Below are 19,408 nucleotides of genomic sequence, written 5' to 3'. Positions count from 1 at the left end.
GTACTTCCAGCCCCGCGCCCAGGTGGTCCCCCAGAAAGAAGAAAGCCCCGCCCTGCAAGAGCAGGACGGGGCTTTGAATCAACCTGGCTGAAGGCCTAGACCGTCAACTCCTTAGTCGAACGGCTAGGGTTTCCCGGGCGGTTTTTTCACGTGGAGCGTTCCGGAGAACGATCAGAAGGCGTGGCGAACGCCAACACCGAACAGACGGGTCTCGGCGGTGCGGGCGCCGGCGGCATCGTCCGTGTTGGCGGTGGTGTAAGCAGCGTACGCGGTGGTGCGCTTGGACAGGGCGTAGGTGGCGCCAACGCCGAAGCCCTTGCGCTCGCCGTCGGGGTTGGTGCTGTAGCCGTTGTTGGGGTTGTGAATCGCGTAGGCGGCCGACACGGTCAGCGCCGGGCTCACCGGGAAGTTCACGCCGATGCTGTACTCGTTGGCCGAGCCGGCAGCCTCTTTCACGCGGCCGTAGGTGAGCAGCAGTTGGGCCACGCCGAAGTCGTACGAACCGTTGATGCGGGTGTACTTGATGTCGGCGGTATCACCTTCGTCCTGGTAGGCCACGCCGGCGTAGATCGGGCCGTTGGCGTACTTGACGTGGAAGGCCGTCACGTTGCTCTTGGTGGCGGTGTTCTCGTCGAGCGAGTACGACACGGCGCCGCTGAAGCCGCCGAAGTCGGGCGAGGTGTACTTGAAGCCGTTGTTCGGGTTGGCAGAGTAGTTGTTGCCAGAATCCATCACGGCGTACTCGACGGCAAAGTCGCTGGCACCGGCCAGTTGGTGCGCCGCGGCTTCGATGTCGTCGTAGGCGGTCCAGACCTTGCCGGCGATGACTTCACCGAAACCACCCGAGAACCCCAGCTAGGACTGGCGATTGAACTGCAGGCCACCGCCGGCGGTGCTTTGACCAACGTCGATGTTCAGCGCGGCTTCCAGGCCGAACACAGCAGACAGGCCACCGCCGAGGTCTTCGGTTCCCTTGAAACCCAGACGGCTGGTCGACAAACCACCGCTTTGCAGCACCGAGTTGGCGCTGGTGCCAGGTGCCACGTTGATCTTTTCACGACCGGCCCAGACGTCGACGATGCCGTAGATCGACACCGACGACTGGGCGCTGGCGACGCCAGCAAACGAGCCAAGAATGGCCAGGGCAATCAGAGACTTCTTCATGGATCTGACCTGCCCCCTGTAGACGTACCAATCAGAAGTGGAAGTCCGGGGCGAAGGTTAATCGATGGTGTTGGGGGTTGATGGGAGTTGAGCTGCATCGCCAGCGCGCTGGCGATGCAGCTCGGCAAAGCGAGCCGGTGGCATGCGCCCCAGGCTGCTGTGTGGCCTGACCTCGTTGTAGTCCGTGCGCCAAGCGGCCGCGGCCAGCCTGGCCTGGTGCAAGGTCTGGAACCAGCACTCGTTCAAGTGCTCGTCGCGGAACTTGCCATTGAAGCTCTCGATGTAGCCGTTCTGCATGGGTCGCCCAGGCTGGATCAGGATGTGGCGGATGCCGTGTGCCTGCGCCCAGGCCATGAACGCCCGGCTGGTGAACTCCGGCCCGTTGTCGGTGCGAACCACCTGCGGATACCCGCGAAACAGGGCAGCGCGGTCCAGCACGCGCGTGACGTACTCACCCGAGATGCCGAAGTCCACCACGATGTCCACGCTCTCGTGGCTGAAGTCATCGGCCACCGTGAGGTACTTCAAGCGCCGCCCGCCCGAGAGGCTGTCGCTCACAAAGTCCATGCTCCACACCTCGTTGACTGTGCGCGCCAGCTGCAGCGGCATGCGCTCGTTGACGGGTCGCTTGCTCTTCTTGCGCCGGCGCACGGCCAGGTTGGCTTGCCGGTACAGGCGGTACACGCGCTTGTGATTGACGCCGGGAAACTGCGGGCGCAGCAGGTCATGGATGCGCCGATAGCCAAAGCGCCGACGCACGTGTGCGATCTCCACGATCTTCTCGTGCAGATCCAGCGTGGCCTGGTCGGCCTGTGGTGGATGGCGGTAGCTGTCGCGGGAGAGCCCCACAAGCCGGCACGCACGGCGTTCGGACAAATGGTGCTCGCTCACCATCCGCGTCACCGCCTCGCGCCGGGCCTGTGGGGCTAGCGCTTTACCCCCAGAACGCTCTTGAGCGCGTGCATGTCCAGGTGCGCTTCTGCCAGCAGCCGCTTGAGCTTGGCGTTCTCGGACTCGAGCTCGCGCAGGCGCTGGGCTTCAGAGACCTGCATGCCGCCGAACTTGGCGCGCCACTTGTAGAAGGTGGCATCGCTGAAGCCACCGTTGCGGCACAGCTCCTTGATCGGCATGCCGGCCTCGGCCTGCCGCAGGAACCCGATGATCTGTTCCTCGCTGAATCTGCTCTTCTTCATGTCCGTCATTCTCCTGGTGGTTGACGGACTTCACTAACTTCAGACTGGTACGGCTGGTGGGGGGCAGGTCAGATCTTCCTTCGAAGTAGTGGGGAAAGCGGAGATTTCAGAAAACTGAAACTGGTGTGATGTTAGGCGAGGCGTAGACGAAGGTCAGGGTTACCCCTTAGTTTTCTGCATCGCCAACCCTCGGAGTGTTGCCCTGCTGCAACGCAACACCCTGGTGACCTCCCAAGCAAGAGTCAGGCCACTATGAATCGAACGCACCCATGAAAAAAGCCACCGCTTTCGCGGTGGCTTTTGGCTTTCAGAGGCCTGCGGGTCAAGCCCGCCGGGCATCAGAAGGCGTGGCGCACGCCCACTTCGATCGAGCGACGCTTGAGTTCAGCGGCGTTGCTGATCAGGCCGGCGTCGGCCTTGAGCGTGGCCAGGTTACCGTACAGAGCGGTGCGCTTGCTCAGGCCGTACTCGTAACCAACGGCGAACTGGCTGCCGTCGGTGCCGACGCCACCAGCTTCAGCTTCGGTGCGGACATACGAAGCCTTGATCAGGCCGGGGCCCATGGGCGCGGTCAGACCGATCAGCAGGTTCGTGGCCTTGGTGTCGCTGACCTTCTCTTTGGAGGTGGTGTACTGGAACATGGGCTTCATGAAGCCGAGGTCGTACGACGCACCGATGTTGCTACGGCTCACATCTTCGGTGGCGGTATTGACGCCTTCAGAGGCCGTGGCGAAAGCCACCGACAGCGGGCCGGCGCCATAGGTCAGGCGCAGACCAGCGTAGTCGCTGGCGCTCGAGTTGGCGGACACTTCCTTGAAGCCGTACATGATCTGGGCTTGGAAGCCGCTCATGTTGGGCGAGAAGTACTGGATCGAGTTGTTCGAGCGAACCAGCGTGGCCATGTCAGCGCCGACGGAGGTAGAACCGTACATCGAGGTCGACGAGCCCACGCCGATGAAGCCGAACGGGTCGTACACGAAGTGGTTAAAGAAGGTCGGGGTGTAGTCACGGCCCAGGCGCACTTCACCGAAGCCACCCATCAGGCTCACGGTGCTGCGGCGCAGGAAGTTCAGGCCACCCGAGGTACCGGTATCAGGGTTCAGGCCACCCTCCAGCCAGAAGCCGGCGCTCATGCCGCCACCCAGATCTTCCACGCCACGGAATCCGAGGCGGCTCGAAGCGGCACCGTCCTGGCTCATCGTGGTGAGCGAGTTGGCCGCATCCTTCACGCCGCCCACCTTCTGGCTCACGTTGCGAACGTTCACGTCCATGATACCGAACAGGGTCACCGACGACTGGGCCAGTGCTGCGCTGGAGGCCGCGACGGCGGCCAGAGCGATCAGGGTCTTTTTCATTGAGGAGTTCTCCAAGGTTGAGTTGACTGGCCGAGGGTCTGGGCCCCCAAGCCGACCTCCGTTGCGGGAAGCTGCAGGCATTGCAACAGAAAGCCACACCCCACGCCACGTTTGCCGAACCCAGGTGGTGCATGGACGCTCGGGTTGTTGCAACAACGCGACGATTTCCGTTAACCCTTGGTACTTAGGTATTCTTTTTGGGGCCGAAATTTGACCATCGAAAGCGCAAGGTGGTGCACAGAAATGGCACCATCGGGGTCCCGGTTGACCCCATCGCCACCCCGTCGCCACCCCGCCCTCATATGCCCGTCACATCCACCGCCGATGCCTTGTTTCATGCCGCCGACGCGGCGCTGCGTACCCTTTTCGTGAAGCCGCACGCCAGCCAGGCCTGCCCGACCGTGCCCGAACATCACGATGACGGTGCATTGAGCGCTGAGGACAAGCACCTTGCCGGTGCATTGATGCGGGTGAACCACGTGGGCGAGGTGTGTGCGCAGGCCCTGTACACCGCGCAGGCGCTGGCTGCCCGCTGGCCCGGGCCGGGCGGGCGCCAGCCCGACGAGGCCCTGGCCCGCCGCCTGGAGCGCGCTGGCCGCGAAGAGACCGATCACCTCGCCTGGACCCGCGCGCGGCTGGACGATCTGGGCGCGCGCCCTTCCCTGCTCAACCCGCTCTGGTACGCGGCCGCCTTTGGCCTGGGCCTGGCGGCAGGGGCACTCGGGCGTGGCCCGAGCCTGGGGTTCGTGGTGGAAACCGAGCACCAGGTCGAGGCGCACCTGGCCTCGCACATGGATCGCCTGCCCCTGCACGACCACGCCTCGCGCGCCATCGTCGCGCAGATGAAGGACGACGAGGCCCGGCATGCGCGTGACGCGGTGCAGGCGGGCGCGGTGGAGTTGCCGGCGCCGGTGCGGGGCGCCATGCGGGCGATGGCCAAGGTCATGACCACGGTGGCGCACCGCATCTGAGCGGGGGCGCGCGGCTGGCGCGCAGCGGTGCCTCAGGCCTCGTGCAACTCGAAGCTGGTGGTGATCTCGGCCGTCTTGGCCAGCATGATGGTCGCCGAGCAGTACTTGTCGTGGCTCATGGCGATGGCCCGCTCCACCGCGGCGGCGGGCACGCCCTTGCCCGTCACGGTGAAATGCATGTGGATCTTCGTGAAGACCTTCGGGTCGGTGGCGGCGCGCTCGCTGGTGAGCTTGACCGAGCAGCCGCGCACGTCGTGTCGGCCGCGCTTCAAGATCAGCACCACGTCGTAGGCGGTGCAGCCACCCGTGCCGGCCAGCACGGTTTCCATGGGGCGTGGTGCCAGGTTGGCGCCACCGTTTTCCGGCTTGGCCTCATCCACGGCGCCGTCCATGGTGAGCACGTGCCCACTGCCGGTTTCGGCTACGAAACCCATGGCCGATCGGGTGCCGCTGGCGCCGGTCCAGGTGACGGTGCATTCCATGGAATCTCCGTGCAGAGACGCGCGACTTGTGGAGGCGGCGCTCTAAAAATGAGGGCAGGATCACCAAGCTTGTTGCGTTGCAGCATGCCGGCGATATACTGCCACCATTGTATTGAAGGTTGTCTCCTCTACCCTCCACGGGTGGATTCCAACCCGGACCGGTTCCGCCGGTCCGGGTTTTTTTTTTTTGCCCTGCCGGCGGGCACCGGGGCACACGGCCGGTTTTTCGCCGTCGATATGATCGGCCGATGACCTCGCCCCAGACGAACCTCACGCCGGCCGACTACCTGAAGAAGATCCTCACGGCGCGGGTGTACGACGTGGCCGTGGAATCCGATCTGGAACCCGCGCGAGCGCTGTCGCGGCGGCTGCACAACACGGTGCTGCTCAAGCGCGAGGACCAGCAGCCCGTCTTCAGCTTCAAGCTGCGCGGCGCGTACAACAAGATCGCGCACCTCAGCCCGGAGCAACTGGCCAAGGGCGTGATCTGCGCGTCGGCAGGCAACCACGCTCAGGGCGTGGCGTTGAGCGCGAAGAAGCTCGGCATCCGCGCCGTCATCGTGATGCCGGTGACCACACCGCAGGTGAAGATCGATGCCGTCAAGGGCTTTGGCGGCGAGGTGGTGTTGCACGGTGACAGCTATTCCGACGCCTACACCCACGCGGTCGCGCTGCAGAAGAAGCAGGGCCTGACCTTCGTGCACCCGTTCGACGACCCGGACGTGATCGCCGGCCAGGGCACCATCGCCATGGAAATCCTGCGCCAGCTGCAGCGCCTGGGCTCGGACCGCCTCGACGCGGTGTTCGTCGCCATCGGCGGCGGCGGGCTCATCTCGGGCGTAGCCAACTACATCAAGGCGGTGCGCCCGGAGGTCAAGGTCATCGGCGTGCAGATGACCGACTCCGACGCCATGATGCGCTCGGTGACCGAGCGCGAGCGCGTGACCCTGCCCGACGTCGGCCTGTTTGCCGACGGCACCGCCGTCAAGCTGGTGGGCGAGGAGACCTTCCGCATCGCGCGCGAGCTGGTCGACGAGTTCATCGCCGTCGACACCGACGCGGTGTGCGCCGCCATCAAGGACATCTTCGTGGACACGCGCAGCATCGTGGAACCCTCGGGCGCGATGGCGGTGGCGGCGATGAAGCAGTACGTGGCCACGCACAAGACCAAGGGACAGACCTACGCCGCCATCCTTTGCGGCGCGAACATGAACTTCGACCGCCTGCGCTTCGTGGCCGAGCGCGCCGAGGTGGGCGAGGAGCGCGAGGCGTTGTTCGCGGTGACCATGCCCGAAGAGCGCGGCAGCTTTCGCCGCTTCTGCGAGGTGATCGGCAACCTGCCGGGCGCGGCGCGCAACGTGACCGAGTTCAACTACCGCATGCACGACAGCGCGCAGGCGCACGTGTTCGTGGGCCTGACGACGTCGGGCAAGGGTGAGTCCGCGAAAATTGCACACCAGCTCATCCGCCACGGCTTCGAGACGCTGGACCTCACCAACGACGAGCTGGCCAAGGAACACCTGCGCCACCTGGTGGGCGGCCAGTCCCCGCTGGTGCACGACGAACGCCTGTTGCGGTTCGTGTTCCCCGAGCGGCCCGGCGCCCTGCTGAAGTTCCTGAGCCTGATGCGCCCGGGCTGGAACATCAGCCTGTTTCACTACCGCAATCAGGGCGCGGACTACGGCCGCATCCTGGTGGGCATGCAGGTACCGGCCAAGGACGACAAGGCGTTTGCGAAGTTTCTCGACGCGCTGGGCTACCCGTTCGTGGAAGAGACCGACAACCCCGCCTACCGGCTGTTCCTGCGCCGCTGAGGCCGAGCATGGCCCGCGACGCCGCGATGACCCCGATGAACGCCCGGCGGCACGCGCCGGTGCCGGGGTTGCGTGTGCCCACCATCGCGCCCACGGCAGACGCCATGCTCGACCACGCACTGGCGCAACGCCTGCAGTCGCCCACGCGCGATGCACTGGCCCTGGGCCGCATGCAGGCGCTGGCGCTGCAGCTTGCGCGCATCCAGAACGGCAGCCCCCTGCCCTTCGACCTGCTGGTGTTCGATGCGCCGCAACTGGTGCTGTTCGCTGGCGACCACGGGCTGGCCGACGAGGGCCTGAGCGACTGGCCTGCCGCCACCACCCACGAACACGTGGAGCAGATGCTGGCCGGTACGGCCCCGGCCAGCCTGCTGGCGCGGCAGCACGGCTTTGACGTCACGGTGGTCGACGCCGGCGTGGCCACGCCGATCACCTTGCCCGCGCGCAGCCGGCCCGCGGCCCAACTGCAGCCGCGCAAGATCGGCTACGGCACGCGCAACTGCCTGCTCGGGCCGGCGATGTCACAGGCCCAGGCGGTGTCGGCCATGCACGCCGGCATGGACGTGGTGCGCCACTTGCCAGGCACGGTGATCGCGCTCGGCGACATCGGCGTCGGCGGCGTGGCCAGTGCGTCGCTGCTGCTGTCGCGCCTGTGCGGCGTGCCGGTGCCCGATGCCTTTCCCCGGGAAGACATGGGCGCGTCCTCGCTGGACGACACCCGGCACTGGCAGCGGCTGGACAAGCTGCAAGCCGCGCTGCAGCGCCACGCGCTGGCCATGTCGCCAGTGCACGCGTTGTGTGCATTCGGCGGCTTCGAGACCGCGATGCTGGTGGGTGCCATGTTGCAGGCGGCCAGCGAACGCCGCGTGGTGTTGATCGACGGCTTCGTGGCCGGCGCGGCCGCGCTGGTGGCGCGCGGCCTGAGCCCCGCGGTCGCCGACTACCTGGTGTTCGCACAACGGTCGGCCGCCGCACCGCACCGCCTGATGCTGATCCACCTGCGCAGCCACCCACTGCTCGATCTCGAGCTCAACCTCAACCAGGGCACCGGCGCGCTGCTCGCCTGGCCGCTCTTGCTGGCCGCGCAGACACTGCTCGACGCCGGCGCCTGAGTTGCCTGAGCCGCTTGAGGCAACTCGGGCGACCGCGCCGTCGGCAACGCCGGCAGCACGCCCTCAGGACTGCGGCAGCCAGCGCCGCTGCGCAGCCAGGCGCTGCACCGCGCGCCAGTCGCGGCATTCGGCCGCCACGCGCGGCCACACCCGTTGCAGCAATTCGCACTCGGCCAGCGTGTCGGCGGCGGCCTGGTGGCGTTGCGGGCAGACAATGCCGAAGTGCGCCATCCATTCGTCCAGCGAACGTGCCCGCACCTGCGGGTGCGTGGCCGCGCACAAGTGCTCGATATCCACCCAGGGGTTGGCCAGGCGCCGGCCCAGGTGCTGCTTGAGGTGACGGCCGATCAGCGCCTCGTCAAAGGCGCTGTGGAACGCCAGCAGCGGCGCCTGCGCCACGTAAGCCTCGAAGGCCTCGAGCGCGGCCACCGGTTCGATGCCATTGCGCTGGCTCTGCACGCCAATGCCATGCAGGAGGATGTTGTCGCGGCTGGAGGCCTCCTGCTGCCGCAGCACCACCTCGAAGCTGTCGCCCAGTCGCACCTGCAGCCGCTGGCGCGGCCAGTCCACCTGCAGGCCGATGGCGGCGATGGCGAGCAGGCGGTCGCGCCGCACATCCAGGCCGCTGGTTTCCACGTCGAGTGCCACCCAGCGCTCGCTGTCCGCGCGCGAGGCCGTGCGCGCACCGCCGAACCAGGCGCGCCAGCCGCCAATCACCGCTCGTAGTCCAGCTTGAGGCGCTGCTGCAGCGCGCGCAACACGCGCAGCGTCTCCTTGAGGATGCGCCGGTCGATGTCGTTGAGGGTGTCCACGGCGATGCGGTTCGGGTTGTCACCCACGGTGGTGCCGTCGAGTTGCGCGTGCAGGCGCAGCAGTTGCAGGTAGTCGAACCCGCCCAGCCAGGCCTCGGCCTCGTGTGCGGGCGCGCCGAGCAACGGGCCCACCGCCTCCAGCCTTTCGCGCGTGTTGGTGCGCGTCACGCCGTGCGCCAGCGCATACAGGCGCGCCACGTCGACAAAGATGGCCGTGCCCTGCAGCTTGATGTCCAGCGTGTCGTGGCCTTCCGCTGCGAGCGTGTCGATGTTGCCCAGCCAGTTGAGCGGCGCGGCGCGCTGCAGGCTGTTGAGCGCGAGCTGGTGCAGGAAGCGCGGCGTGATGCGCGCACGGCGCGTGACGAAGGCACGCAGCTCGTGCGCCAGCGCGTCGTTGCCGGCGAGTGCACGGAAGTCGAAGAAGATGCTGGCATTGAGCAGGTCCTGCGGTGAGCCGTGTTCGATCCACTGGTCGAAGCGCTCGCGCCACTGCTGGGGCGTGAGGTTGCACGCGGGGTTGCCGGCCATCACGTTGCCCTTGCACAGCGGGTAGCCGCAGTCGTCCAGCGCTTCGTTCACCTCGCGCGCGAACGCCAGGTAAGGCGCCGCCTCGCTGCCTTCGGGGCGGATGAGGGCATTGTCCTGGTCGGTCGCGATCGTCTGCTCGCTGCGACCCTCCGAGCCCAGCGCCAGCCAGCAGCACTGGCGCAGGTCGATGCCATGGCGTTGCGCCACCAGCTCCAGCAGGCGCTGCGTCAGCGCATCGTTGAGGTGGCTGATGAGTGCGGTGAGCTGGCGCGCTTTCACCCCCTGCCCGAGCAACGTGCGCGCGAAACGCCGGATGTCGTGTGCCACGACCCGCAGCGCGTCCACGCTGGCGGCGTTGCGGATGCTCGAGCTCACCTGCTTGAGGCTCAGGCGCTGCAGCGCGAACAGGTCGCGCTCGGAAACGATGCCGACCAGACGTCCGTCGCGCGTGACCGGCACGTGCTGGATGCCGTGGGTGGACATGAGCAGCGCCGCGTCCTGCGCCGTTGCGTCGTGCGGCAGGCTGTGCACGGGCGAGACCATCACCTGCGACACCGGCGTCTCCAGCGGAACCTGGGGCAAGGCCACGCGGCCAAGAACGTCCGATCGGGTGAGGATGCCGCGCGGCGAGCCCTGCGCGTCTACCACCAGCATGGAGCCGATGCGCCGCTCCTGCATCGTGCCCAGCACCTCGCGCAAGGGTGCCTCGGGCCCGCAGGTCACGGGCGCCTTGTGGCCCAGCTCACCCAGTGGCGTCTCCAGCGATTGCTCGGCCAGCGCCTGCGACGAATAGGCCACCTGCAGCGCCGAGCGCGAGAGTTCGAGAAAGCGCAGGATGCGCCGGTTGAGAAAATCGCCGAACACCGGGCTTTGCTGCGCCAGCGCGCGCATGTCGTCAGCGGCGATCACCAGCACGAAGGTGTCTTCGGTGGCGTGGTATTCGGTGGTGGGTGCGCGCTGCGCCAGCACCGCGCTGATCGGGAACAGGTCGCCGGCCTCGTACTGGAAGGCGCCACCCGAGACCTCGGACAGGCCGCGCTTGCCCGTGACGGCCCCGCGGCGGATGAAATACAGCTCGCGCACCGGGCCGTGCTCGGGCGCCACCACCACTTCACCCGGCGCGTAGTAGGCCTGGCGCGAGGCCGCCACGAAGGCCGACACATGCGCCGGGTCCATCTCGTTGAACGGCGGATGTCGCTGCAGTTCGGCGCTCAGGTTGGCCAACAGGCTGCCCGAGGGGCGCAGCGCATCCGTTGCGGCGCCTGCCTGGACGGCGGCCGAAGTGCCTGGGGTGGTGGCCTCGCCGCGCTGCGCCATGTGCGGTTCAGGACGCGGGCGCTGGCTCGGGCAGGCTGAGTTCGAAGACCTGCCCGTTGCCCGATGGCGCCAGACGGACCGAGCGCCGCTGCACCGCCTGCAGCACCACCCCGCCTTCGAGCGCGGCACCCACGCGATAGGGCCGGGGAGGCTGGCCGTCGATGGCGATGAGCGCGGCGCCGCCGTCGGCGCGATCGGCCACCACACCGTTGAGCTGGTAGCGCGACGACAGTGGCGGTGCGGCCACGGGGCCGGCAACCACCGCAGCGGCCTGGGGCGTGGCGCCCAGCACCCGGGCCAGGGCAGCCGCCTCGGGCGCCTCCGGCAGGGCGGCGGTGGCGGCCAACGGCGTGAGCGGCGAGCGGCCCAATGCCTGCAACACCCAGTACCCCACGCTCAGCCCCGCAGCGAGCCACAACAACACGGCCAGCACCGCGGGTGCACGCCGCGGCGCGGCGCCACTGGCAGCGCCCTCGCCGAGAAACACCGAGTGACCGAAGCCGCGATCTGTTGCCATGTCGGCGCATTATCATCGACCGACCCCTTTCGGCAGCACCGGAGAAGCGCTTGATCCGACCCTTCCTCACCGCCCGGCGGGCCGCACGGCATGCACCGGGCCGCGGCTTCACCCTGATCGAGCTCATGGTGGTGTTGGTCATCATCGGCGTGCTGGCCGCGCTCATCGTGCCCAATGTGCTCGATCGCACCGACGACGCCCGCATGACCGCCGCGCGCACCGACGTCAACAACCTGATGCAGGCGCTCAAGCTCTACCGGCTCGACAACCAGCGCTATCCGAGCAACGAACAAGGGCTGGCCGCGCTGGTGGCCAGGCCGAGCGCAGCGCCTGCACCGCCGAACTGGCGCCGCTACCTCGACAAGCTGCCCAACGACCCCTGGGGCCGGCCCTACCAGTACCTCAACCCCGGCGTGCACGGCGAGGTCGACGTGCTCTCGCTCGGCGCCGACGGCCAGGCCGGCGGTGAAGGCGCCAACGCCGACATCGGCAGTTGGCAGTGAGCGCGTGTCCACGATCTCGGCCGGCCCGCTGACGGCCCGCCGACACCCCTGATGCAGCGCCATCACCACCGAGGCTTCACCCTGCTGGAGATCATGGTGGTGGTGGCCATCGTGGCCCTGGCCACGGCCAGCGTCACCCTGGCGCTGCGCGACGACAGCGGTACCCGCCTTGAGCGAGAGGCGCTGCGTCTGTCGGCGCTGATCGAATCGGCGCGCGCGCAATCGCGCACCAGCGGCTTGCCCGTGGTGTGGCGCGTGCGGCCCGACGGCTTCGAGTTCATCGGCCTGCCGAGGCCGCGCGAAGGCAGCCGCCCGGCGGGTGTGAGCGACGGCCCCCAGCGCTGGCTGAACCCGGACACCTCGGCGCGGGTGCTGCAGCCGCCCGGCGCCGACAGCCTGATGCTCGGTCCCGAGCCGCTGGTGCCGGCGCAGCGCGTGGTCATTGGCCTGGGCGATCGGCGGCTGGTGCTGGGCACGGACGGCCTGGGCCCGTTCACCGTGGTCACCGAGCCCTGAGCCGCGCCATGCAGCGCCCGCGCGGCTTCACCCTGATCGAAGTGCTCGTCGCGCTGGGCGTGGTGGCGCTCACCCTCACCGCCGGGCTGCAGGCCAGCGGCGCGCTCACGCGCAATGCCGAGCGCCAGACCGAGCAGTGGCTGGCGCAGCTTTGCGCCGAAAACGCGCTGACGGCCCTGCGACTGCAACGCCAGTTGCCCGGCACGGGTGACAGCGAGGTGACCTGCGAGCAGGCCGGGCGCACGCTACGGGTGCGGTTGTCGGTGTCGCCCACGCCGAACCCCAACTTCCGGCGCGTGGATGCCACGGTGCTGCAGGGGGGCGGCGACGATGCCACCCGCCTGCTCACCCTCTCCACCGTGCAGGGTCGCTATTGACATGAGACCGAGCCGAGGCTTCACGCTGGTCGAGCTGCTGGTGGCGCTGGTCATCCTCTCGGCCATCGCCATCCTGAGCTGGCGCGCCATCGACGGGATGGGCCGCACGCAGGACATCACCCGGGCGCGTGCCGATGACCTGCTGCGGCTGCAGTCCGCGCTGGGCCAGTGGAACGCCGACCTTGACGCGCTGATCGACACGCGCGAGGTCACGCCGATCGACTTCAACGGCCAGGTGCTGCGGCTGACCCGGCGCGACCCGATGGAAACCGGGTTGGACAGCCGAGGCATCCGGGTCGTGGCCTGGGCGCTACTGCCGGGCCCCGAGGGCCAGCGTTGGTCGCGCTGGCAGTCCGGGCCGCTGCGACAGCGCGACGAACTGGCCCGCGCCTGGCAGCGCGCCAGCGAGTGGGCGGCCGGCCGGGTCAACCCGCCCACCGCGGACGGTGACGCACTGACCTCGCCCACCGCCGACAGCAGCATCGCGCTGGTGCGCGCCAACGGCTGGCAGCTCTACTACCACCGCGGCGAGACCTGGACCAACCCGCAATCCGCCGCCGATGCGCCCGCTGGCCCACCGGGTACCGGCGCCGCCGGCGGGGAGGGCTTCATCCCCAACGCCAACCTGCCCAACGGCGTGCGCCTGCAACTCACGCTGGGCGAAGGCCTGCCGCTGCAAGGCACGCTGTTTCGCGACTGGGTGCGCCCCACGCTGGAGGCGGCACCATGAACGTGCCCGTGCGCGGCCCGGCGGTCGGTCCGAAGGCCGCGCCACGTCCCCAGCGGGGTGCGGCCCTGCTGCTGGCCATGCTCACCGTCACGCTGGTGGCCGCGCTCGCGGCCAGCGCGGCCTGGCAACAGTGGCGCGCGATCGAGATCGAACGCGCCGAACGCCAACGGGCCCAGGCGGCCTGGATCCTGGCCGGCGCCCTGGACTGGGCACGCCTGATCCTGCGCGAGGACGCGCGCGGCAACCAGACCAGCGGCAACCCCGACCACCTGGGCGAGCCCTGGGCGCTGCCGCTGGAGGAAGCCCGGCTGGCCAGTTTCCTGGCGGCCGACCGCGACAACAGCGCCGAGAGCGTGCTGCAGGCCTTCCTCTCGGGCGAGATGACCGACCTGCAGTCGCGCCTGAACTTCAACAACGTGATCCGCCGCGAAGGCCAGGGCAGCGACCCGCAGGGCATCCAGCTCTCCGAGCCCGATCTGGAGAGCCTGCAACGGCTCTACGAGGGCCTGGGCCTGCCCGTGACGGAACTGCGCGCCGCGGCCAACGAGTTGCTGGCCAGCACGCGGCTTGCGCTCACCGACCCGCAGCCGTCGCGCACCGCCCTGCTGCCGGCCAAGTTCTCGCAGCTGGCCTGGCTCGGCGTCTCGCGCGAGAGCCTGGCGCGGCTGGAGCCCCACCTCACCGTGCTGCCCCAGCGCACCACACTCAACATCAACACCGCCAGCGCCGAGGCCATCGCCGCCACCTCGCCTGCGCTCGATCTGGCACGCGCGCGGCGGCTGATCAGCGCGCGCGAGCGCACCCCGTTCCGCTCCCTGGGCGAGGCCGCGCGCGTGCTCGGCACCAGCGACACACCCCCGCTGAGCGACCAGTTCCACGGCGTGCGCAGCGAGCACTTCGAGGTGCGCGGACGGCTGCGGCTGGACGACACGATCATCGAGGAACGCTCGCTGGTGGTGCGGCGCAACCTGGACGTGCGCATCGTCTGGCGCGAGCGGTTCACGCGCCGTTGAAGCCGCCGCGCAACGCCGCCGGGGCGGTTGAGGGGGTTTTGTCGCCCGGCGTCCCTAGAATGGTCGATTCCATCCTCTGAAAATTCCGCCGTGCTCATTGTCACGCCCGCCGATCGCCTGGCCAGCCCCACCGCCGCCTCCACGCTGCTGCGGTGGGTGCGCAGTGTCGATGGCCAGCGGGTGGACGACCATGGTGAGTGCGCCATCGGCCTGCTGCCGCGCGACGACGAGCTCGTGCTGGCGCTCTCACCGCGCGCGGTGTCCTGGCACCGCATCGCGCTGCCGCGGGTGAGCGGCCCGCGCCTGCGGGCCGCGCTGGACGGTCTGCTGGAAGACCGGGTGCTGTGCGACGTGGGCGAACTGCATCACGCGCTGGAGCCCGGTGGGCGTGCCGGCCAGCCGGTGTGGGTGGCGAGCACCCACAAGGAGCAATTGCGCGCCTGGGTGCGCGCGCTCGAGGTGTCCGGGCGGCCCGTGGCGCGCATCGCCCCGCTGATGTGGCCCATGGTGTCGGCCGCCGCACCGTCGGCTGCGGGCGCCACGCGCAGCTTCACCATGGACGCACCCAGCCTGCTGCACTGGGCCCACATCGACGGCCAGGAGGCCTGGCTGGCCAGTGCCAGCCCGCTGGGCGTGAGCTGCCTGCCGCTCGTGGAGGGCGCGGGCGCGCCGCCGCTGGCAGCGCTGATCCCGGGCGCCAACGAGAGCCCGGAGAACCTGCGCAACCTCGACGTCTGGCTGGCCGACCCGCTCGTGAACGAACTCGCCGAGCGCGTGCTGCAACGCCATTTCGACCCGGTGGCGCCCGAACAGTGGCTGCTGCGCGCGGGCCAGACCGACTGGAACCTTGCGCAGTTCGACCTCAGCCTGTCGTCGAACGCGCGGCGCAGCCAGCGCTTGCGCCGCGCGTGGCGGGAGTTCCGGGGCGCGCCGGCATGGCGGCCCGCCCGCTGGGGCCTGGCGGCCCTGGTCGTGGCTCAGCTGTTCGGTCTGAACGTGGCGGCGTGGCAGGAAAGCAGCGCCCTGCAGGCCAAGCAGGCCGCGGTGCGCGACACGCTCACGCAGACGTTCCCTCAAGTCACGCTGGTGATCGACGCACCGGTGCAGATGCAGCGCGAAGTGGCGCGGCTGCAGCAGGCCAGCGGCCAGCTCTCGTCGGGCGACCTGGAAACCTTGCTCGGGGCGATCGACCGTGCCGCCGGCACGGAGCCCGTCACGCCGACACGCATCGCCTACGACGCCAGCGGCCTGCGCCTGTCGGGCTGGCGTGCCGGTGAAGAGCAGGTGCGCGCACTGCAGCAGTCGCTGCAAGCGGCCGGCTGGCGCGCGCGCTTCGACGGCAACGAACTCATCCTGCAAGCCCCGCAGCCCTGACCATGGCCACCACGTCAACCTCCACTTCCCCGATGCGCGGCGCGGCCGTGGTCTCGGCCTGGCTGGCCGGACTGTCCGCCCGGGAGCGGCGCATGGTGCTGGTGGCGGCCGCGGTGGTCGCCCTGGGCCTGTTGTGGTGGGTGGCCATTGCGCCGGCCTGGCAGACGCTGCGCGCAGCGCCGGCGCGCCATGCCACGCTGGACGCACAACTCGCGCGCATGCAGCAACTGGCGCAGCAAGCCGAGGCCCTGCGTGCGCAGTCGAGCGCCGCCTCCCCGGGCCGCGACGACGCCCTGCGCGCGCTCGAAGCGGCCACCGCCAGCCTGGGCGGCAATGCCCAGGTCAACGTCATCGGTGAGCGCGCAACGCTGGCGCTGCGCCAGACCGATCCAGCTGCGCTGGCCCAATGGCTGCAACAGGTGCGCAGCAACGCGCGGCTGCTGCCCGTGGAATCGCAGCTCACGCGCGACGCCGCGTCCGGCGGCTGGACCGGCACCCTCGTGGTGGCCGGCCCGCCACTGACCGGCGGCAACTGAGGTCAGCCATGGGCCCCCACGCTCATCAGCGCGCGCACTCCCTGCCGGCCTCCCTCGGGTCGGCCCGGCGTGAGGCCACCCCATGAACGCCCCCGCCATCCAGCGCCTTGCCATCGCCGCCGCCGTGCTCGGCGCACTGCTCGCTTTCGCCTTGTTTGCGCCTGCGCGCTGGCTGGCCGACGGCATCGGCAGTGCCAGCGGTGGCCGGGTGCAACTGGTGAACGCGCGCGGCACGGTGTGGAACGGGCAGGCCGACCTGCTGCTCACCGGCGGTGAAGGCAGCCGCAGTGCCAGCGCCCTGCCCGAGGGCCTGGCGTGGCAACTGCGCCCGGCCTGGCAGGGCGGCCCCGCCCTGGCGCTGGCCCTGCGCGCGCCTTGCTGCACGCCACAACCCGTGCAACTGCAGCTGCGCCCGGGACTGAGCGAAACCGCGCTCGACGTGGCGGCCTTCGACAGCCGCTGGCCAGCCAACGTGCTCACCGGCCTGGGCACGCCCTGGAACACGCTGCGGCTGGACGGCAGTCTTGCGCTGCGCAGCCAGGGCCTGGGCATCACCCTGGCCAGCGGCCGCACCCGCCTGCACGGTGGGCTCGACATCGACGCCATCGACCTCGCCTCGCGGCTGGCAAGCATCCGCCCGTTGGGCAGCTATCGCGCCCAATTGCGCGCCGGTGCCGATGGCGACACGGCGCAACTCGAACTCACGACGCTGGGCGGTGCGCTGCTGCTGCAGGGCCGTGGCCAGTGGGTGGGCGGGCAACTGCGCTTCGCGGGCGACGCCCAGGCCGCGCCGGGCAGCGAACTTGCGCTCACCAACCTGCTCAACATCGTGGGCCGTCGCGACGGACCACGTTCGGTGATCACCATCGGTTGACACCCTCGATATAGGATCGCGCCATGTTTGCCCTCACTTCCCTGACCAGCCGCCACAGCGTTCTCGCGCTGGCCTGTGCGCTGGTGCTGAGCCTGCCGGGCACGCCCCCGGCACTGGCGCAAGCGGCCCGCAACGCCGAGCCGGTGACGCTGAACTTCGTCAATGCGGAGATCGAGGCGGTGGCGCGCACCATGGCCACCATCACGGGGCGCAGCGTCGTCGTGGATCCGCGCGTGCGCGGCACCGTCAACCTCTCGACCGACCGGCCGGTGCCCCCCAACGCGGCGCTCAACCAGTTCGCGGCCGCGCTGCGGCTGCAGGGTTTTGCACTGGTGGACACCGGCGGGCTCTACAAGATCGTGCCCGAGGCCGACGCCAAGCTGCAGGGCAACGTGGTCAACGCCGGTTCGCCGCGTGCGCTGCCGGCGTCCAACCAGGTGGTCACGCAGATCTTCAAGCTCAACCACGAGAACGCGAACAACCTGGTGCCGGTGCTGCGCCCGCTGATCCCGCCCAACAACACGATCAACGTCAACCCGGGCAACAACTCGCTCATCATCACCGACTACGCGGAGAACCTGCAGCGTATCGCCCGCATCGTGGCCGCGCTGGACGTGCCCGGCGCGAGCGACATCGAGATCGTGCCGCTGCAGCATGCAGTGGCAGCCGATCTGGTGCCGCTCATCCAGCGCCTGATCGACCCCGGCGCGGCCGGCGGTGCCGCGGGCGGCGCGGGCGACGCGAGTTTTCGCACCACCATCCTGGCCGATGCGCGCAGCAACAGCCTGGTGCTGCGCGCGGCCAACCCGGCACGCCTGGCCCTCGTGAAGTCGCTCGTCGTGCGGCTCGACCAGCCTTCGGCCGCCGCGGTGAGCGGCAACATCCATGTCGTCTACCTGAAGAATGCCGACGCCGTGGCCCTGGCCACGACGCTGCGCGCCGCGCTGGCGGCGGCCGAATCGGGTGGCGGCGGTGGCGGCGCCACGGGTGCGTTCGGCGGCAGCGCCGCAGCCGCACGCAGCCCCGGCATCAATCTGGCAGGCGGTGCCGCCGGCGCCAGCGTGGCCACCACGCCGGTGGCCCCCAGCGCGCAGCCGTCCACCGGCGGGCAGATACAGGCCGATCCGGCCACCAACTCGCTCATCATCACCGCGGCCGAACCGGTGTACCGCCAGCTGCGCGCCGTGATCGACCAGCTCGACTCGCGCCGCGCGCAGGTCTATGTGGAAAGCCTGATCGCCGAGGTCAACGACGACAAGGCGGCCGAATTCGGCATCCAGTGGCAAGGCGCCGCGGGCAACTCGGGCGACCGCGTGATCGGCCTGCTGGGCACCAATTTCGGCACCGGTGGCAGCAACATCTTCAACCTCGCGCAGGGCGAGACCGCGCCCAACCCGGGCCTGAACATCGGGCTGGCCCGGCGCACCAACGGCGTCTACGTGCTCGGCTTTCTCGCGCGCTTCCTGCAGGAGAACGGCGCGGGCAACATCCTGTCCACGCCCAACCTGCTCACGCTCGACAACGAAGAAGCCAAGATCGTCATCGGCCAGAACGTGCCGTTCGTGACCGGCCAGTTCACCAACACCGGCAGCAACAACGGCTCGGTCAATCCGTTCCAGACCATCGAGCGCAAGGACGTGGGCCTCACGCTGCGCGTGAAGCCGCAGATCAGCGAGAACGGCACCATCAAGATGACCATCTACCAGGAGGTCAGCAGCGTGGCGCCGGCGTCGGTGAACTCCAGCACCGGCCTCATCACCAACAAGCGCAGCATCGAAAGCACGGTGCTCGTCGATGACGGCAAGATCGTGGTGCTGGGTGGCTTGCTGCAGGACGAGTTCGCGAGCAACCAGGACAAGGTGCCCGGCCTGGGCGACGTGCCCGTGCTCGGCGGCCTGTTCCGCAGCGAAAGCCGCAGCCGCCGCAAGACCAACCTGATGGTGTTCCTGCGCCCGGTGGTGCTGCGCGACGCGCGCGACACCGCCAACCTCGCGCTGGACCGGTACGAGCAGATGCGCGCCGTGCAACGCGAGATACAACCCACGCAAAGCGGTGTGCTGCAGATCAACCAGAGCCCGGTGCTGGGTGAGCAGCCCCTGCCCTACGACCGCCAGCTGCCGTCGCCGGCACCGCCACTGGGCGCGCCGCAGGGCTCGCCCGGCGCGGTGCCCGCACCGGCGGCGCCCACGCCTGCGCCCACACCCGCCCCCACACGGTGAA

18 protein-coding genes and 1 pseudogene are annotated in these 19,408 nt (G+C 69.3%); 12 read left to right on the top strand and 7 right to left on the bottom strand.

The window, feature by feature from the left end; translation table 11 throughout:
* Positions 1-171 precede the first annotated feature (171 nt).
* From M3149_RS14855 to M3149_RS14845, 3 genes and pseudogenes are all read right to left on the bottom strand, one after another.
* A pseudogene (locus tag M3149_RS14855) lies at positions 172-1,164 on the bottom strand (porin).
* Positions 1,165-1,221: 57 nt separating this feature from the next.
* A protein-coding gene (locus M3149_RS14850; RefSeq protein WP_435370750.1) for an IS3 family transposase occupies positions 1,222-2,357 on the bottom strand; the annotation gives its coding sequence in 2 pieces (ribosomal slippage) (positions 1,222-2,102 and positions 2,102-2,357; 1,137 coding nt in all).
* 338 nt (positions 2,358-2,695) lie between these two features.
* Positions 2,696-3,712: a porin gene (locus M3149_RS14845; RefSeq protein ID WP_251710324.1), complete on the bottom strand. Its 1,017-nt coding sequence runs from the start codon at positions 3,710-3,712 to the stop codon at positions 2,696-2,698.
* 302 nt (positions 3,713-4,014) lie between these two features.
* Between M3149_RS14845 and coq7 the strand changes: the two genes are divergently transcribed.
* On the top strand, positions 4,015-4,683 hold the full coding sequence (coq7, locus tag M3149_RS14840) for a 2-polyprenyl-3-methyl-6-methoxy-1,4-benzoquinone monooxygenase (protein ID WP_251710323.1): 669 nt from the start codon (positions 4,015-4,017) through the stop codon (positions 4,681-4,683).
* 32 nt (positions 4,684-4,715) lie between these two features.
* On the opposite strand, the gene M3149_RS14835 is transcribed toward coq7, so the two are convergent.
* Positions 4,716-5,165, bottom strand: a complete 450-nt coding sequence (locus tag M3149_RS14835) for an OsmC family protein (protein WP_251710322.1) — start codon at positions 5,163-5,165, stop codon at positions 4,716-4,718.
* 248 nt (positions 5,166-5,413) lie between these two features.
* Between M3149_RS14835 and ilvA the strand changes: the two genes are divergently transcribed.
* Together ilvA and M3149_RS14825 are read left to right on the top strand one after the other, a co-directional pair.
* The gene (gene ilvA / locus M3149_RS14830; RefSeq protein WP_251710321.1) at positions 5,414-6,979 is read left to right on the top strand and encodes a threonine ammonia-lyase, biosynthetic; all 1,566 of its coding nucleotides are present in this window, start codon (positions 5,414-5,416) and stop codon (positions 6,977-6,979) included.
* 8 nt (positions 6,980-6,987) lie between these two features.
* Positions 6,988-8,091 (top strand): nicotinate-nucleotide--dimethylbenzimidazole phosphoribosyltransferase, encoded by a 1,104-nt coding sequence (locus M3149_RS14825; protein WP_251710320.1) that lies wholly within the window; start codon positions 6,988-6,990, stop codon positions 8,089-8,091.
* 63 nt (positions 8,092-8,154) lie between these two features.
* Here the strand turns inward: M3149_RS14825 and M3149_RS14820 are convergent, their stop codons facing one another.
* The 3 genes from M3149_RS14820 to M3149_RS14810 are packed head-to-tail and all read right to left on the bottom strand — an operon-like array spanning position 8,155 to position 11,265.
* Positions 8,155-8,808: a 3'-5' exonuclease gene (locus M3149_RS14820; RefSeq protein ID WP_251710319.1), complete on the bottom strand. Its 654-nt coding sequence runs from the start codon at positions 8,806-8,808 to the stop codon at positions 8,155-8,157.
* On the bottom strand, positions 8,805-10,748 hold the full coding sequence (locus M3149_RS14815) for a DUF294 nucleotidyltransferase-like domain-containing protein (RefSeq protein WP_251710318.1): 1,944 nt from the start codon (positions 10,746-10,748) through the stop codon (positions 8,805-8,807). The genes M3149_RS14820 and M3149_RS14815 overlap by 4 nt, the downstream gene beginning before the upstream one ends.
* Before the next feature lie 7 nt (positions 10,749-10,755).
* Positions 10,756-11,265, bottom strand: a complete 510-nt coding sequence (locus tag M3149_RS14810; protein ID WP_251710317.1) for a type II secretion system protein N — start codon at positions 11,263-11,265, stop codon at positions 10,756-10,758.
* Positions 11,266-11,315: 50 nt separating this feature from the next.
* Between M3149_RS14810 and gspG the strand changes: the two genes are divergently transcribed.
* The 9 genes from gspG to gspD all read left to right on the top strand — a co-directional run bounded on the left by gspG (position 11,316) and on the right by gspD (position 19,407).
* Positions 11,316-11,768: a type II secretion system major pseudopilin GspG gene (gene gspG / locus M3149_RS14805; protein ID WP_285887139.1), complete on the top strand. Its 453-nt coding sequence runs from the start codon at positions 11,316-11,318 to the stop codon at positions 11,766-11,768.
* Positions 11,769-11,819: 51 nt separating this feature from the next.
* Positions 11,820-12,284 carry a prepilin-type N-terminal cleavage/methylation domain-containing protein gene (locus tag M3149_RS14800; RefSeq protein WP_251710316.1) on the top strand — a complete coding sequence of 155 codons (465 nt, stop codon included), beginning with the start codon at positions 11,820-11,822 and terminating at the stop codon, positions 12,282-12,284.
* Between the two features lie 8 nt (positions 12,285-12,292).
* On the top strand, positions 12,293-12,661 hold the full coding sequence (gspI, locus tag M3149_RS14795) for a type II secretion system minor pseudopilin GspI (RefSeq protein WP_251710315.1): 369 nt from the start codon (positions 12,293-12,295) through the stop codon (positions 12,659-12,661).
* A 1-nt stretch (position 12,662) separates the two neighbouring features.
* Positions 12,663-13,391 carry a PulJ/GspJ family protein gene (locus tag M3149_RS14790; protein WP_251710314.1) on the top strand — a complete coding sequence of 243 codons (729 nt, stop codon included), beginning with the start codon at positions 12,663-12,665 and terminating at the stop codon, positions 13,389-13,391.
* The gene (gene gspK, locus M3149_RS14785; RefSeq protein ID WP_251710313.1) at positions 13,388-14,404 is read left to right on the top strand and encodes a type II secretion system minor pseudopilin GspK; all 1,017 of its coding nucleotides are present in this window, start codon (positions 13,388-13,390) and stop codon (positions 14,402-14,404) included. The genes M3149_RS14790 and gspK overlap by 4 nt, the downstream gene beginning before the upstream one ends.
* Before the next feature lie 90 nt (positions 14,405-14,494).
* Complete coding sequence (gspL, locus tag M3149_RS14780; RefSeq protein WP_251710312.1) at positions 14,495-15,778, top strand: type II secretion system protein GspL; 1,284 nt, start codon at positions 14,495-14,497, stop codon at positions 15,776-15,778.
* Between the two features lie 2 nt (positions 15,779-15,780).
* Positions 15,781-16,314, top strand: coding sequence for a type II secretion system protein GspM (gspM, locus tag M3149_RS14775; protein ID WP_251710311.1), 534 nt, complete (start codon positions 15,781-15,783; stop codon positions 16,312-16,314).
* A gap of 82 nt (positions 16,315-16,396) precedes the next feature.
* Positions 16,397-17,188, top strand: a complete 792-nt coding sequence (gene gspN, locus M3149_RS14770) for a type II secretion system protein N (RefSeq protein ID WP_251710310.1) — start codon at positions 16,397-16,399, stop codon at positions 17,186-17,188.
* Between the two features lie 23 nt (positions 17,189-17,211).
* On the top strand, positions 17,212-19,407 hold the full coding sequence (gene gspD, locus M3149_RS14765) for a type II secretion system secretin GspD (protein ID WP_251710309.1): 2,196 nt from the start codon (positions 17,212-17,214) through the stop codon (positions 19,405-19,407).
* Position 19,408 lies beyond the last annotated feature (1 nt).

The organism is Hydrogenophaga intermedia (assembly GCF_023715105.1).
Taxonomy (GTDB): domain Bacteria; phylum Pseudomonadota; class Gammaproteobacteria; order Burkholderiales; family Burkholderiaceae_C; genus Hydrogenophaga; species Hydrogenophaga intermedia_A.
This window is presented reverse-complemented; position numbering and strand designations above follow the sequence as displayed.

What these genes read in the sequence shown, in the direction of transcription:
- gspM (WP_251710311.1), top strand. Translation starts at nt 15,781, where the DNA reads ATGGCCACCACGTCAACCTCCACTTCCCCGATGCGCGGCGCGGCCGTG.
- ilvA (WP_251710321.1), top strand. Translation starts at nt 5,414, where the DNA reads ATGACCTCGCCCCAGACGAACCTCACGCCGGCCGACTACCTGAAGAAG.
- M3149_RS14790 (WP_251710314.1), top strand. Translation starts at nt 12,663, where the DNA reads ATGAGACCGAGCCGAGGCTTCACGCTGGTCGAGCTGCTGGTGGCGCTG.
- M3149_RS14815 (WP_251710318.1), bottom strand. Translation starts at nt 10,748, where the DNA reads ATGGCGCAGCGCGGCGAGGCCACCACCCCAGGCACTTCGGCCGCCGTC.
- gspI (WP_251710315.1), top strand. Translation starts at nt 12,293, where the DNA reads ATGCAGCGCCCGCGCGGCTTCACCCTGATCGAAGTGCTCGTCGCGCTG.
- M3149_RS14835 (WP_251710322.1), bottom strand. Translation starts at nt 5,165, where the DNA reads ATGGAATGCACCGTCACCTGGACCGGCGCCAGCGGCACCCGATCGGCC.
- coq7 (WP_251710323.1), top strand. Translation starts at nt 4,015, where the DNA reads ATGCCCGTCACATCCACCGCCGATGCCTTGTTTCATGCCGCCGACGCG.
- M3149_RS14810 (WP_251710317.1), bottom strand. Translation starts at nt 11,265, where the DNA reads ATGGCAACAGATCGCGGCTTCGGTCACTCGGTGTTTCTCGGCGAGGGC.
- gspD (WP_251710309.1), top strand. Translation starts at nt 17,212, where the DNA reads ATGTTTGCCCTCACTTCCCTGACCAGCCGCCACAGCGTTCTCGCGCTG.
- gspK (WP_251710313.1), top strand. Translation starts at nt 13,388, where the DNA reads ATGAACGTGCCCGTGCGCGGCCCGGCGGTCGGTCCGAAGGCCGCGCCA.
- M3149_RS14845 (WP_251710324.1), bottom strand. Translation starts at nt 3,712, where the DNA reads ATGAAAAAGACCCTGATCGCTCTGGCCGCCGTCGCGGCCTCCAGCGCA.
- gspN (WP_251710310.1), top strand. Translation starts at nt 16,397, where the DNA reads ATGAACGCCCCCGCCATCCAGCGCCTTGCCATCGCCGCCGCCGTGCTC.
- M3149_RS14825 (WP_251710320.1), top strand. Translation starts at nt 6,988, where the DNA reads ATGGCCCGCGACGCCGCGATGACCCCGATGAACGCCCGGCGGCACGCG.
- M3149_RS14800 (WP_251710316.1), top strand. Translation starts at nt 11,820, where the DNA reads ATGCAGCGCCATCACCACCGAGGCTTCACCCTGCTGGAGATCATGGTG.